The 14755-nt window shown below is 57.9% G+C and carries 11 protein-coding genes; 6 read left to right on the top strand and 5 right to left on the bottom strand.

Annotated elements, in window-relative coordinates:
• Positions 1-47: 47 nt before the first annotated feature.
• Entirely contained in the window at positions 48-290 is a 243-nt protein-coding gene (locus ACB035_RS10620; RefSeq protein WP_335841457.1) for a hypothetical protein, read from the bottom strand.
• 308 nt (positions 291-598) lie between these two features.
• Here ACB035_RS10620 and pykF point away from each other — a divergent pair, with 308 nt between their 5' ends.
• The 5 genes from pykF to ACB035_RS10595 all read left to right on the top strand — a co-directional run bounded on the left by pykF (position 599) and on the right by ACB035_RS10595 (position 9661).
• Positions 599-2011, top strand: coding sequence for a pyruvate kinase PykF (gene pykF / locus ACB035_RS10615; protein ID WP_031227651.1), 1413 nt, complete (start codon positions 599-601; stop codon positions 2009-2011).
• Positions 2012-2161: 150 nt separating this feature from the next.
• A complete protein-coding gene (gene mscK, locus ACB035_RS10610) occupies positions 2162-5491 on the top strand; it encodes a mechanosensitive channel MscK (RefSeq protein WP_371167245.1) in 3330 nt (1109 codons plus the stop codon).
• A gap of 408 nt (positions 5492-5899) precedes the next feature.
• On the top strand, positions 5900-6304 hold the full coding sequence (locus ACB035_RS10605; RefSeq protein ID WP_371167244.1) for a hypothetical protein: 405 nt from the start codon (positions 5900-5902) through the stop codon (positions 6302-6304).
• A 54-nt stretch (positions 6305-6358) separates the two neighbouring features.
• The gene (locus ACB035_RS10600; RefSeq protein ID WP_371167243.1) at positions 6359-8389 is read left to right on the top strand and encodes a M13 family metallopeptidase; all 2031 of its coding nucleotides are present in this window, start codon (positions 6359-6361) and stop codon (positions 8387-8389) included.
• A 339-nt stretch (positions 8390-8728) separates the two neighbouring features.
• Positions 8729-9661, top strand: a complete 933-nt coding sequence (locus ACB035_RS10595; protein WP_371167242.1) for a GGDEF domain-containing protein — start codon at positions 8729-8731, stop codon at positions 9659-9661.
• 99 nt (positions 9662-9760) lie between these two features.
• Here ACB035_RS10595 and crr read toward each other — a convergent pair whose 3' ends face one another.
• From crr to cysK, 4 genes are all read right to left on the bottom strand, one after another.
• Positions 9761-10270: a PTS glucose transporter subunit IIA gene (gene crr / locus ACB035_RS10590; protein WP_005338264.1), complete on the bottom strand. Its 510-nt coding sequence runs from the start codon at positions 10268-10270 to the stop codon at positions 9761-9763.
• 42 nt (positions 10271-10312) lie between these two features.
• Positions 10313-12040, bottom strand: a complete 1728-nt coding sequence (gene ptsI / locus ACB035_RS10585) for a phosphoenolpyruvate-protein phosphotransferase PtsI (RefSeq protein ID WP_058058331.1) — start codon at positions 12038-12040, stop codon at positions 10313-10315.
• A 46-nt stretch (positions 12041-12086) separates the two neighbouring features.
• On the bottom strand, positions 12087-12344 hold the full coding sequence (locus ACB035_RS10580; protein WP_005338266.1) for an HPr family phosphocarrier protein: 258 nt from the start codon (positions 12342-12344) through the stop codon (positions 12087-12089).
• A 440-nt stretch (positions 12345-12784) separates the two neighbouring features.
• A complete protein-coding gene (gene cysK / locus ACB035_RS10575) occupies positions 12785-13753 on the bottom strand; it encodes a cysteine synthase A (RefSeq protein WP_371167241.1) in 969 nt (322 codons plus the stop codon).
• A gap of 159 nt (positions 13754-13912) precedes the next feature.
• Between cysK and ACB035_RS10570 the strand changes: the two genes are divergently transcribed.
• The gene (locus ACB035_RS10570; RefSeq protein ID WP_104015371.1) at positions 13913-14755 is read left to right on the top strand and encodes a MoxR family ATPase; all 843 of its coding nucleotides are present in this window, start codon (positions 13913-13915) and stop codon (positions 14753-14755) included.

Genomic DNA, 14755 nt, shown 5'->3' with positions numbered 1-14755 from the left:
AATGGTTGATAATTCACGCTTTCACGACCGGTAAGCAGCAATAGATATCAAGGCTGCGGCGCTTCCGGCTGCGGTCGGGCTGCACGAAGCGCCATCCGGGTCGCGGCACTGTGATCCTGCCACTCTCGCCACGCCAATCCCTCGGCGGCCACCTCCCCTTTCACCGGATGGGAGAAGATCGCCAGCAGACCGGCATTGTCAGGCCAGTAGCGGGCTGGCAGTGTCTGAACCAGCAGCAGGGCGGCGCCCAGCAAGAGCAGAGCCCATCCGGTTTCATGGCTGTTTTTCATCCCGGCCTCCTTCACCCGTGCGCCAATGAACTAACATTTTTGCGCAAGCCGGTGACAAGACGGTGACAGCGGACGGGTGGTCATTTTACAACATCTGAACCTCAACCCGGCCAAACAACCACAGATGGCAACATTTGTATCCCTTCAGCCCGAACCTGTGGCCGTATGCTCTAAAATGTGACTCACAGGAAAACGTTATCCCTGAAAAGAAAACGTTATCTGGTCAAAACGTTGTTTCTGGATCATAAAAAGATTCCAAAAACTGGTGTATATTGCTCGGCGGAAATTCCTTAACCATGAAGATTGACATGAAAAAGACCAAAATTGTCTGCACCATCGGTCCGAAGACCGAATCCAAAGAAATGCTGGCCAAAATGCTGGACGCCGGCATGAACGTCATGCGCCTGAACTTCTCCCACGGTGACTACGCCGAGCACGGCAGCCGCATCAGCAACCTGCGCGCTGTGATGGCCGAGACCGGCAAGCACGCAGCTATCCTGCTGGACACCAAGGGTCCGGAAATCCGTACCATGAAGCTGGAAGGCGGCAACGACGTCGCGCTGGTCGCTGGCCAGACTTTCACCTTCACTACCGACCAGACCGTGGTTGGCAACAAAGACAAAGTGGCCGTGACCTATGCAGGTTTCGCCAACGATCTGCGCGTCGGCAACCGCATCCTGGTTGATGACGGCCTGATCGGTCTGGACGTTATCGAAATCACCGAGCGCGAAGTTATCTGTAAAGTGCTGAACAACGGTGATCTGGGCGAGAACAAAGGCGTTAACCTGCCGGGCGTCTCCATCAAGCTGCCGGCCCTGGCCGAGAAAGACAAGCGCGACCTGATCTTCGGTTGCGAGCAAGGCGTTGATTTCGTTGCTGCTTCTTTCATCCGCAAGAAAGAAGACGTTCTGGAAATCCGTGAGCACCTGAAAGCCCACGGTGGCGAGAACATCCAGATCATCTCCAAGATCGAAAACCAGGAAGGTCTGGACAACTTCGACGAGATCCTGGCTGTTTCCGACGGCATCATGGTTGCTCGTGGCGACATGGGTGTAGAGATCCCGGTTGAAGAAGTTATCTTCGCCCAGAAGATGATCATCGCCAAGTGCAACAAAGCCCGCAAAGTGGTTATCACTGCCACCCAGATGCTGGACTCCATGATCAAGAACCCGCGTCCGACCCGCGCCGAAGCTGGTGACGTGGCCAACGCCATCCTGGACGGTACCGACGCAGTGATGCTGTCCGGTGAATCCGCCAAGGGTAAGTACCCGCTGGAAGCCGTGACCATCATGGCCACCATCTGCGAGCGTACCGATGCTGTGATGCCGTCCAACCTGTCTGCTGCCAACGACAGCAACAAGCTGCGCATCACCGAAGCCGTATGTAAAGGCGCCGTAGAGACCTCCGAGAAGCTGGACGCCCCGCTGATCGTGGTCGCGACCGAAGGCGGCAAGTCTGCCAAGGCCATTCGCAAGTACTTCCCGAAAGCCTGGATCCTGGCTATCACCACCAACAAGAAAACTGCTGCCCAGCTGGTTCTGACCAAGGGTGTGGTTGCCCACGTGGTTGACAGCATCGCCTCTACCGACGATTTCTATCGCATCGGTAAAGAAGCCGCGCTGGAAATCGGCATGGGTCTGAAAGGTGACGTGGTTGTGATGGTCTCCGGTGCTCTGGTACCGAGCGGCACCACCAACACCGCTTCTGTTCACGTTCTTTAATCAGAGCTGAACGAGTTGAAAACGGCGCCTGCGGGCGCCGTTTTTTTTGTCCCTCCCCCCTGCTTACCTGACAAGCCCGGTGTTAGAATCCACGCGAATTTAATCTATGCGGGAAATCTCCCGAATATCGCGTAATAACCCGGAAGTTATATGCCCTCAATACGTTTTAAAAGAGTCTCGGCCACCCTGTTGCCGCTGCTCTGTCTCCTCGCCAGCCTCTGCGTCCCGCAAGCCATGGCGCAAGATGTCCCCTCTCGCAACGCAGTTCAGCGAGCGCTGGATGGTCTGGGTAAATCAGAGACCCTGACCGTCAGTCAGCAAGCGGATCAGAAGTTGCTGACCGAAACCCTCGGCCTGCTCGACAGCATCGACAAGGAAGAGGCGAAGGCCAAGACCCAGGCCCAGCGGATCCGCAACCTGCCCACCGAACTCAGAGAGATCAGCGCCAAGCTCGATGCCCTGACCAAGGGCAAGAGTGCCGAGCAGATCAAGAGCGAATACGCCAGCATGAGTCTGGCAGAGCTCGACAGCCGTCAGCCGGAAGTGCTGGCCAACATGCAGGCGGCCCAGGAGGCCCTCGGCGCCATCGGCAGCCAGCTCACCAGCTTGCAGACCCTGCCGGAGCGGGCCCAGGCCAGCATGAGCCGTGCCTACCAGCGCAGTCAGGAGATCCGTACCCGCCTCAACGCAGGTGAAAGCGTCTCCAGCGCCGAGAAGATGAAGCTCGGTGCCGAACTGGCCCTGCTCGACCTGCAACTTGCCCACCTGCAAAAGGAGCTGGATAACCGTACCAGCATGCAGGATCTGGCGATCAAGCAGCGCGACTACCAGAGTGCCCGTCTCGCCAGCGAAGAGCAAAAACTGCAGCTGTTGCAGGATCAGAGCAGCGCCAAGCGCCTCGGCGACACAGAGAAAACCGCCGAGCAGACCGGTGAACTGGTGGCGACCGAAGACAGCCCGCTGGTGCAAAAAGAGCAGGAACTCAACCACCAGCTCAGCCAGCAGCTGATCGGTGCCACCACCAGCCTCAACTCGCTGGTGCAAAAAAACCTGCAAGCCAAGAGCTGGCTGGAGCGCGGCATCCAGACCGAGCGCAACCTCAATGAACAGGTGCAGATGCTCAAGGGCAATCTGCTGCTGTCACGCATCCTCTATCAGCTCTACCAGCAGCTGGAAGCGGCACCCACCATCGCCGTCAAAAACCTGGAAGAGCAGATCGCCGATCTGCATCTGGCTCAGTTTGAACTGAGCCAGCAGCGTGACCAGCTGTTCCAGAAGAACCTCTATCTGGACAATCTGATCGCCGGCAGCAAGGATCCGGTCAGCGAAGAGGACAAGGAGAGCCTTGCCAAGCTGCTCGATACCCGCATCAATCTGCTCGATCAGCTCAACCGCCAACTCGACAGCCAGCTCACCAACGCCATCAGCCTGCAGCTGACCCAGCAGCAGCTGGCGCGGGTCTATGCCTCTATCGAATTTACCCTGCAGCAACACATCTTCTGGGTAAGCAGCAACAAGCCCATCGACAGCAAGTGGTTTATCAACTGGCCCGCCCAGGCCTACAAACAGGCCTCCGACTGGGTATTGAAACCGGACTGGAAACGCTGGCGCGAAGAGCTGCTGGGGATCTCCCTGCTCGCCTTCCCGCTGCTGCTGATCGGCGGCCTGCTGGTCTGGAAACGTCCGGCGCTGGTTGAGCGCGAGAAGAAGATCACCAAGGACCTTGGCCGTTTCCGTCAGGACAGCCAGTGGCACACCCCGCGCGCCCTGCTCTATACCGTGCTGCAACGCCTGCCGGGCAGCATGTTCATTCTGGCTGGCGGTCTGCTGCTCACCTACTGCGGTCTGCTCAGTCCCAAGCTGATGTTCCAAATCACCCTGAACCTCGCCCTCGGCTATCTGGTGTTCAGCGTCTATCTGGCGGTGATGCGCCCGGGTGGCATCGCCGAAACCCACTTCCGGATCCCGAAAGCGGAGCTGCAGGCCAAGCGCAACAGCATGCGCTACATCTGGTTGCCACTGCTGCCGCTCATCATGCTCGCAACCAAGGCGGTGGTTGAACCCTCCACCCTGGGCAACGACGTGATCGGTCAGGCCATGACCCTGACCCTGCTGGGGCTGGCCGCCTATCTGGTGTTCCCCATCTCCCGCGCCCGCATCAAGGGCGAGGCGAGCATGCAGAAGTCGCTGATCGCCATCGCCCTGGCGCTGGCACCGGTGGCGCTGATCGTGCTGGCCGTGCTCGGTTACTACTACACCGCGCTGAAGCTGACCGGTCGCCTGATCGAATCCTTCTACCTCATCATCATCTGGAGCCTGGTCTACCGCACCGCCCTGCGTGGTCTGGAGCTGGCTGCCCGTCGTCTGGCCTACCGTCGTGCGGTGGCCAAGCGTGAGCACAAATCTTCGGAAGATGCGGAAGGTGGCGAATCCATCGAAGAACAGCCCATGGATCTGGAGGATGTCAGCCAGCAATCCCTGCGTCTGACCCGTACCGTGCTGATGCTGATCTTCGGCGTCGCCTTCTACTGGCTCTGGTCCGATCTGGTCGCGGTCTTCTCCTACCTCGACAGCATGGTGCTGTGGCACCGCAGTGAAGGCACCGGCGCCAACGCCGTGCTGTTCCCCATCAGCCTGAGTGACGTGCTGATCGGCTTCCTGCTGCTCGGCGGTGCCTGGTCACTGGCGCGCAACCTGCCGGGCTTGCTGGAGGTGCTGGTGCTCTCCAAGCTCAACCTGGCTCAGGGTACCGCCTACGCCATCACCACCATGCTCAACTACGTGCTGATCGGCTTTGGCTCCCTCACCGCTCTCTCCATGATGGGCGTGCAGTGGGACAAGCTGCAGTGGGTAGCGGGTGGTCTGTCAGTCGGTATCGGTTTCGGCATGAAGGAGATCCTCTCCAACTTCGTCTCCGGCATCATCATCCTGTTCGAGCGTCCGGTGCGGATCGGTGACACCGTCACCATCGGCTCATTCTCCGGTACCGTCTCGCGGATCCGCATTCGCGCCACCACCCTGACCGACTTCGACCGCAAAGAGGTGATCATCCCCAACCAGCAACTGATGACAGAACGGCTCATCAACTGGTCGCTGAGTGACACCGTCACCCGGGTGATCGTACGGGTGGGCGTGGCGTACGGCTCGGATCTCGAGCTGACCCGCACCCTGCTCAAACAGGCGGCCGACGAAAACAGCCGCGTGCTGAAAGATCCGGCCCCCATCGTCTACTTCCTCACCTTTGGCGCCAGCACTCTGGACCACGAGCTGCGCTTCTTCGTGAGCGAACTGGGAGACCGCAACCCGGCGGTGGACGAGTTGAACCGCAAGATCGACCAGCTGTTCCGCGAGAATGGCATCGAGATCGCCTTCAACCAGATGGATGTCTACATCAAGAACATGCAGGGCGAAGAGCAGAAGGTGGAGTCCAACTCCGCCGCCCTGCCGCCGCCCGCGGAAGATGGCAAGCAGCCAGCCTGATAGCGAACTGCACGGTTCTGATGGTAACAGCCGCTCACCCAGGTGAGCGGCTTTTTTATGCCAGTTTATGGCGATAGAGACAGTGATCCATTGCCAGCATCAGTGAAAGCCACGCCACAGTGCGGCCATCGCACTTGATAAAATATAAAGAGAAATAAAAGTCTAAAAACAAACACTTGCCCTACACCACTACTTACCGCATGGATGAAACCTGCGCCCTTCTCCCCTCACCGCGCCCCCCATACCGCGCTCGCTCCGGCTCCCGGATTTTTATAACTTTTTTTAATTTTATTTGAGTGTCCTCTTCATCCTGACCATTGCAAAGTGGCGCCATTCCAGCGCCGGGCCCTGTGACCACCGCCCGGCTGACACCGACTTGCTCATTTGATAATTGAAAGGATCCGAGAGATGAAACACCCCTTGATGGTAATGGGAATAGCCGCCTGTCTGGCATTGAGCGGCTGCCAGAATATGGATACCAAGAAAGTCCTGATAGGTGCAGCTGCGCTGGGTGCCATCGGCGCCGCTGGCTATTACGCCGGGAAAAAGCACAGCGATAACAAACACGAGCATGATGGCCAGCATGACGATAGCGATGACCAGCATATGGCCACCAGCAAGATGCCCCGTTACTGCTCGGGGGAAGCGGCCAGCAAATTCCATGTCTCCCCGCGCGATATCACCACCGAGTCGGCAGAAGAGAACGGCCACAGATACAAGGTCTATGGCCAGTACGAGACCGACGATGATGCGGTCGACTTTACCTGCACCTTCAATCACGACGGTCGCTTCCTCTCGGTCGTTCGCAGCTGATTGGCCAGCGGTTACAGCCAATTCACCACCGACTCCCCATACAGGACACTCACGATGAAACAGCAACGCAGCATGATCGCCAGCCTCATTGCGCTGGCCCTGCTCGGCCTCGCGCCATGCGCCGGTGCCGCCAGCGGCCACTCCGGGGTGGATCTGGCCAGCATGGATAACAGCGTGCGCGCGGCGGACGATCTGTTTCGCCACGTCAACGGCAACTGGCTGGCCCAGACCCAAATACCGGATGACATGCCGGGGCAGACTATCGGCAATCTGTTGGCGGACAAGTCGCTGGAGGATCGCAAGGTGTTGCTGGAGGAGCTGCTCAAGCGCCCGCAACAAGCCGGAACTCCTCGCCAGCAGATAGCCGACCTCTACGCCAGCTATCTGGATCAGGCCGGGCGGGATGCCAAAGGGCTGACCCCCATTCAACCACTACGTGACGAGATCATGGCCATCCATGATAGCGCCTCGCTGGCCACCTACTTTGCCCGTGTTAACAAGCTGGGGGGCGGCGCTCCCTTTGGTATCGGGTTCATGGCCGACAAGAAGCAGCCTGACAGCTACGGGATCTACCTGCAGCAATCCGGCCTCGGTCTGCCGGATCGGGACTACTACCTGAAAGCAGATACCGCCAGCAAGGCTCTGCGGGCCAGTTACGAGCAGTTCATTACCGCCCTGCTCAACCATGCCGGCGTCGAGGGGGCAAGCAAACAGGCCCATAGCATTCTGGCGCTGGAGACCCGCCTCGCCAGCCTGCAGTGGGACAGAGTCAAGCTGCGGGATGACAACCTCACCTACAACAAACTGCCCATCGCTCGCCTCAGTCAGTTGCTGCCCACCCTGGATTGGCAACGCTACCTGACAGAGGCCGGTATCGCCGGGGAAACGGAGACCATCGTCAGTGAGCCGGACTATCTGGAGAAGCTGGCCGCAGTGATGCAGGAGACCAGCATCGCGCAGTGGCAATCCTACTGCCTGTTCCATCTGCTACGCACATATGCGCCCTATCTCGACAGCCAGAGCAATGCCCTGCACTTCGCGTTCTACGGTACGACACTGAGCGGCATCCCCCGGCAGCGGGAGCCCTGGAAGCAGGCCATGGAGGTGCTGGACGACTATCTGGGTCAGGCGGTGGGCAAACTCTACGTGGAGCGCTACTTCCCGGCCGAAGCCAAGGCACAGATGGCGACCATGGTACGCAATCTGATCGCCGCCTATCGCCAGGAGATCGGTGGGCTCGACTGGATGTCTGCCCCGACCAAACAGCAGGCGCTGGCGAAACTGGAGCAGGTACGGGTCAAGATCGGCTATCCGGACCAGTGGCAGGATTACAGCGCAATCGAGATCCGTCCCGATGATCTGGTCGGCAATGCCCAGCGCGCGGCCACGGTGCGTTACAACGAGCACCTTGCCCGCCTCCATCAACCGGTGGATCGGGAGGAGTGGTTCGACAATCCGCAGACGGTGAACGCCTACTACAGCCCGAACAACAACGAGATCGTCTTCCCGGCCGCCATACTGCAACCGCCCTACTTCGATCTGAAGGCGGATGATGCGGTCAACTATGGCGCCATCGGCGCGGTCATTGGTCACGAGCTGAGCCATGGTTTCGATGATCAGGGGGCCAAATTCGATGGCAACGGTGCCTTGCACAACTGGTGGGCTCCGGCCGACCTCAAGGAGTTCACCGCCAGAGCGCAAAAACTGGCAAAACAGTACGACCGTTTCGAGCCCATCATGGGGGAGCATGTCAACGGCCAGCTGACCCTTGGCGAGAACATCGGCGATCTCGGCGGCTTGACCATCGCCCACAAGGCGTACCGGCTCGCCCTGGGCAACCGCCTGCCAGCGGTGCTCGATGGCTTCACTGCCGAGCAGCGTTTCTTTATCGGCTGGGCGCAGGTGTGGAAAGGAAAGTACCGGCCCGAGCTCGCTGCCGTTCTGCTCAAGACAGATCCCCACTCGCCGCTGGAGTACTGGGTCAATGGCGTCGTCGCGAATATGCCGGCCTTCTATCACGCCTTTGCCATCAAGCCGGGAGACAAGCTCTATCTGCCACCTTCCGAGCGTGTGAAGATTTGGTGACCACCAGCAGGGGCCCTGGCCCGAAAAGCTCCAGCAGATGGACCACCTCCACCTGAGCTGAAGATGACCGACACAGGGAGTGTCTGTTTTACCCTGCCTGGTTTTTCCCGACCCACATGTGCCTGACCATGTGGGTTTTTTTGACCCTTTTGCCCCGCCGTTTCTCCTCTGCCTGCCCAGCTTTCACCCGATACGGCCACGGCAAACAACCCCGCCATTTTCTCGCCTTTGCCATTGGCTGAAAAACCGGCGGCGTAACCGCCATAAATCGGTTTACCACCACACTGGTCTGACCTATGGTAAAGCATATAAAAGATGCATCGTGGAGCTGCTTTTCCTATGAATGACCGAGAACTGCAACAGATCCTGTTTCGCTCCTTCGATGTGATCCCGCTGCCTATTCTGGTGTCAGAATCCATTGCCCGTCACGATGGCTGCTCACCCGACATGATCCCGCAGCGGCGCCACCGCTTCCTGAATAAAGCCTTTATTGAGCAGCTGGGCTACAACCTTGACGACCTGCCGGACATGGCCTCCTGGTTTCAGGTCGCATACCCGGATGAAGGGTATCGCCGCACCATCATCGACTCCTGGCACTCCCAGGTGGAACAGAGCTTGTCGCAAGGGCTGGAGGTTGCCGAAATGCCTGCGCTGATCCGCTGCAAGAGCGGTCAGTCGCGCTGGTTTATCGTCACTGCCCAGCTGGGAGCCGATGCCATCCCGGATGGCCATATCGTCACCTTTCGCGATATCCACGACCTGCAGTGTATGGTGGAAGAGGTGAGCCGCCTCTCCTGCACCGATCCACTCACCGAACTGACCAACCGGCGCGGCGCCCAGCAACAGCTGCAGGCCCTTTGGTTGCAAGGTGAGCCCCTCTCGGTGGTACTGGGAGATATCGACCATTTCAAACAGGTCAATGACCGCTACGGCCACCCTGCGGGTGATGCCGCGCTCTGCGCCGTCGCCCACGCCATGGCGAGCCAGCTGTTGCCGGGGGAGAGTCTGGCCCGTTGGGGCGGAGAGGAGTTTCTGCTGATCCTGCCTGGTTGCGATATTGAACAGGCAGCACGGCGCGCCGAACACCTGCGCCAGCATGTCAGTACCACCCGCTTGCCATGGCAGGGGAAGCAGCTATCCCTCACCATCAGTCTGGGGTGTGCCAGCATGAAGGGGCAGGAGGGCATCGACTATCTGCTGATGATGGCAGACCGGGCCCTTTATCAGGCCAAGGATCAGGGCCGTAACCGGGTTGTCATCTCGACGGAATAGAGTGATCACCAGAAAGGAAAGCCGACTCGCGGCCATAAAAAAACCGAAGCACAAGGCTTCGGTTTTTTACTGCGCAACTGGCGTGAAGCCAGCCGGGCATTACTTCTTGATACGGATAACCGGGGTCTCGCCCACAGTCACGGCACCAGTCATTTTGATCAGCTCTTTGATCTCGTCCATGTTGGAGATGACAACCGGAGTCAGGGTAGACTTGGCTTTCGCTTCCAGAACGGCCAGATCGAACTCGATGATGGTGTCGCCGCGCTTGACCTGCTGGCCTTCCTGAGCGATACGCTTGAAGCCTTCGCCTTTCAGTTCAACGGTGTCGATACCGAAGTGAACGAACAGCTCGATACCGGAGTCGGATTCCAGAGAGAACGCGTGGTTGGTCTCGAAAATCTTGCCGATGGTACCATCGCACGGAGCAACCATCTTGTTGCCAGCCGGCTTGATGGCGATACCGTCACCAACGATCTTCTCGGCGAAGACAACGTCAGGCACATCTTCGATCGGCACGATTTCGCCAGACAGCGGAGCAAAGATTTCGATGCCGCCGGTGTCAGAGCTATCGTCGGAAACCAGTTTCTTCAGTTTATCAAACAGACCCATATAAAGCTCCTAGAGATGATTTGTCGCTGTTTGCAGCCGATCTTAGCAGACTGCTTTCTGCTTAATAAAGTTATCTACGCATGCTTCGATTTCAGCGGCGGTGGCAAAGCTCAGTGCTTGATCAGCCATTGCCTTCACATCTTCGAAGTTGGTGTTGCGGATAAGCTTCTTGATACGCGGTACAGAGATGGCGCTCATGGAGAACTCATCCAGACCCATACCCAGCAGCAGCAGGGTAGCGCGCTCGTCACCAGCCAGTTCACCACACATACCGGTCCACTTGCCTTCGGCGTGGGACGCATCGATAACCATCTTGATCAGGGTCAGGACGGAGGGTGACAGCGGGTTGTACATGGCGGAGATCATCTCGTTACCACGATCGACAGCCAGAGTGTACTGGGTCAGGTCGTTGGTACCGATACTGAAGAAATCCACTTCCTTGGCCAGATGATGAGCCATCACGGCAGCGGCCGGGGTCTCGATCATGATACCCACTTCGATGGATTCATCAAAGGCTTTGCCTTCGGCACGCAGTTCGGCTTTCAGCGTCTCTACGGTCGCTTTCAGGCTACGGAACTCTTCGACAGAGATGATCATCGGGAACATGATGCGCAGTTTGCCGAAGGCAGAGGCGCGCAGAATGGCCCGCAGCTGAGCATGCATGATGTCTTCGCGGTCGAAGAAAATACGCACGGCACGCCAGCCCAGGAAGGGGTTCATCTCTTTCGGGAAATTCATGTACGGCAGCTCTTTGTCGCCGCCAATGTCCATGGTACGCACGATGATCGGCTGATCCGGCATCGCTTCGGCCACTTCTTTGTAGGCTTTGAACTGCTCTTCTTCGGTCGGCAGCGCGTCACGGTCCATAAACAGGAACTCGGTACGGTACAGACCCACGCCTTCGGCGCCATTGCGGATGGCACCTTCGGTATCCTTGACGGTACCAATGTTGGCGCACACTTCGACCTGGTGACCATCCAGCGTGATGGCAGGCAGATCTTTCAGCTTGGCCAGCTCATCTTTCTCGGCCTGGAACTGAGCCTGGAACTTCTTGGCTTCGGTCAGTTGTTCAGCGGTCGGATTGATGATGATCTGGTTGTTGATCGCATCCAGCACCAGCATGTCACCGTTCTTGACGCGCTCGGTGATATCGTTGGTGCCTACCACGGCCGGCAGCTCCAGGGAGCGGGCCATGATGGAGGTGTGAGAGGTACGGCCACCGATGTCGGTGACGAAACCCAGCACATATTTCAGGTTGATCTGAGCGGTTTCAGACGGAGTCAGGTCTTTGGCGACCAGGATCACCTCTTCGTCGATGGTGCTCAGGTTGACAACGGCGATACCCAGTACGTTCTTGACCAGACGGGTACCGATGTCACGGAAGTCGGTAGCGCGTTCGCGCAGATAAGGGTCATCCAGCTCGGCCATCATCTTGGCGTACTGTTCGATCACCTCATAGATGGCTTTGTCAGCGGAAGCCTTGTTGTCTTTGATGAAGGATTTGATATCCCCTTCCAGCTCCTCATCTTCGAGCAGCATGATGTGGCCTTCGAAGATGGCCTCTTTTTCCTCACCGAAGGTGCGACCGGCCATCTCTTTGATGGCTTCCAGCTGGGTAGCTGACTTGGTACGAGCTTCGAGGAAACGGTTGATCTCGGCATCAATCTGGTCAGCAGAGATTTTGCCCTGATTGATAACGATTTCATCTTCTTTAAGAAGAAGCGCCTTACCGAATGCGATACCGGGGGACGCAAGAATGCCAGATATCATAATCCTTCCTATTAAAACGACTGTGGGGGAGGAATCTAAAGCTGGATTACTCCAGCTCGTCCATCAGGGCAACCAGCTTCTCAACAGCTTGCTGAGCATCCGGGCCATCAGCCTGGATAGTTACGTTGGTACCCTTGGTCAGGCCCAGGGTCTGCAGCTTGAACAGGCTCTTGGCGCTGGCGGACTTGCCACCGGAGACCACAGTGATCTCGCTTTGGAATTCTTTGGCTTCTTTCACGAACTGAGCTGCCGGACGGGTGTGCAGGCCGTTTTCAGCAGTAATAACAACAGACTTCTCGTACATGGTTTCACCCCATATTATTGATATTTTTTGGTGGATTGGTCGTTTTTGAAGCAACCTGACCCACCGTGTCAGTATGGATATGTTGTAAAGTAACGAAAGCAGACCCGCAATGGTTTAATCCAGGTCAAGTTTCTGTGCAGTAATCGGCGCGCTGGTTGGCAATTTTCAGTTATTGGGCTACAAGCCGCATCAGGACTGGCCTGAAATTATTTTATAACGAAAAATAACACTTTGTTACTTTGTGATACCCAGCCAGCAAACACCGCGTGACGCCGCACAGGATATGAGATTTAGAGCGGAATGTCTGCTTTTTTTCTCACTCCGGAACTTGTTATTTTACCCCAAAAAATAAGGATCAAGTGACACTAACAGGGGTTGAGTCTAGCCCATAAAGAAGCGGCGCTCCTGGGAGCGCCGCTGTTTTGAAAGATTCCGATCAGTTACTGCTGCAGTTCCTGCTCGCTGAACACCCCGGCAAACAGGGCGCTGGAGAGGTAACGCTCCGCCGCGCTCGGCAGGATGACCACTATGGTTTTGCCTGCAAATTCCGGCAGCTCGGCCAGACGGCTGGCAGCCACCACCGCCGCACCGGAGCTGATACCGGCCAGGATCCCCTCCTCCTCCATCAGGCGGCGAGCCATCTCGATGGCTTCATCGCTGGTCACCTTCTCCACCCGATCGATGAGGGAGAGGTCCAGGTTGCCCGGGATAAAGCCGGCTCCGATCCCCTGGATCTTGTGGGGGCCCGGTTTGATCTCTTCCCCAGCCAGCTTCTGGCTGATGACCGGCGACTCCGCCGGTTCGACCGCAACAGAGACCACCGCCTTGCCTTTCGTCTGCTTCAGGTAGCGGGAGACACCGGTAATGGTACCGCCGGTACCGACCCCGGCCACGAACACATCCACTTCGCCGTCAGTGGCAACCCAAATCTCGGGGCCGGTGGTCTTTTCGTGGATCTCCGGGTTGGCCGGGTTTTCAAACTGTTGCAGCAACACATACTTGCCCGGCTCGGATTCGAGGATCTCGTTGGCTTTGGCAATGGCCCCCTTCATGCCGAGCGGCCCTTCGGTCAGCACCAGATTGGCACCGAGCGCCTTGAGCAGCTTGCGGCGCTCCAGGCTCATGGTGGCCGGCATGGTCAGGGTGATGGAATAGCCGCGAGCTGCCGCGACAAAGGCCAGAGCAATACCCGTGTTGCCGCTGGTGGGCTCGATGATCTCCTTACCCTTTGTCAGGATGCCGCGCTTCTCGGCATCCCAGATCAGGTTGGCACCGATACGGCACTTGACGCTGAAGCTGGGGTTACGGCTCTCGATCTTGGCCAGCACGCGGCCTTTGGTAACACGGTTGAGACGAACCAGCGGGGTGTGACCGATAGTCTGGCTGTTGTCCTCAAAAATTTTGCTCATGGCGCTATCCCTGTGTTTGTTACGACGATGAAACAAGATTACCCTGTGGTTTCTGAATGAGAAGTGACTATTCGTTATAACCATATGGTATTACAACATATAGAGCTTATTCTCTCTGGCCCCTGACTCAGGGCGCCAATCGTCAAAGGAACCGACGTTATGGGATTTTCAGGAAGCAGCCAGTATCTCGCCTCCGATGCATTGAAGATGGCGGTCAATGCCGCCATCACCCTCGAAAAACCGCTGCTAATCAAAGGGGAGCCGGGCACCGGCAAGACGGTGCTGGCGGAAGCGGTCGCCGACCATCTCGGCACCGACCTCATTGCCTGGCATATCAAGTCCACCACCAAGGCCCAACAGGGACTCTACGAATATGATGCGGTGGCCCGGCTGCGGGACTCCCAGCTCGGCGACCCCAGAGTGGCCGATATCAGCCACTACATTCGTAAAGGCAAACTGTGGCAGGCCTTCAGCGCCGAGCAGCGACCTGTGCTGCTGATCGACGAGATCGACAAAGCCGACATCGAATTCCCCAACGATCTGCTGCTGGAGCTGGACCGGATGGAATTCGACGTCTACGAGACCGGCGAGCGAGTCAGGGCGCGCCAACGTCCGGTGGTCATCATCACCTCCAACAACGAAAAAGAGCTGCCGGATGCCTTCCTGCGCCGCTGTTTCTTCCACTACATCCGCTTCCCCGACAAGGCCGAGATGCAGGCCATCGTCAAACTCCACTACCCCGACCTCAAGGAGAGCCTGCTTGGCGAGGCAATGGATCTCTTCTTCGAGCTGCGCGAGGTAGAGGGGCTGCGCAAGAAGCCCTCCACCTCGGAGCTGCTGGACTGGATCCGCCTGCTCTTGGCCGACGATATCGCCCCCGAGGCGATGCGCGCCCGCGAGCCCGGCAAGCTGGTGCCCGCGCTATATGGCGCTCTGCTCAAGACCGAGCAGGATTTGCATCTCTTCGAGAAGCTCGCCTTTTTGGCCCGACGCGGCAGCTGA

The sequence above is a fragment of the Aeromonas sp. S12(2024) genome (genome assembly GCF_041402305.1).
Taxonomy (GTDB): Bacteria; Pseudomonadota; Gammaproteobacteria; order Enterobacterales; family Aeromonadaceae; genus Aeromonas; species Aeromonas veronii.
Note: the sequence above shows the minus strand (reverse complement) of the source record. Positions and strands in the feature narration are given on the sequence as shown.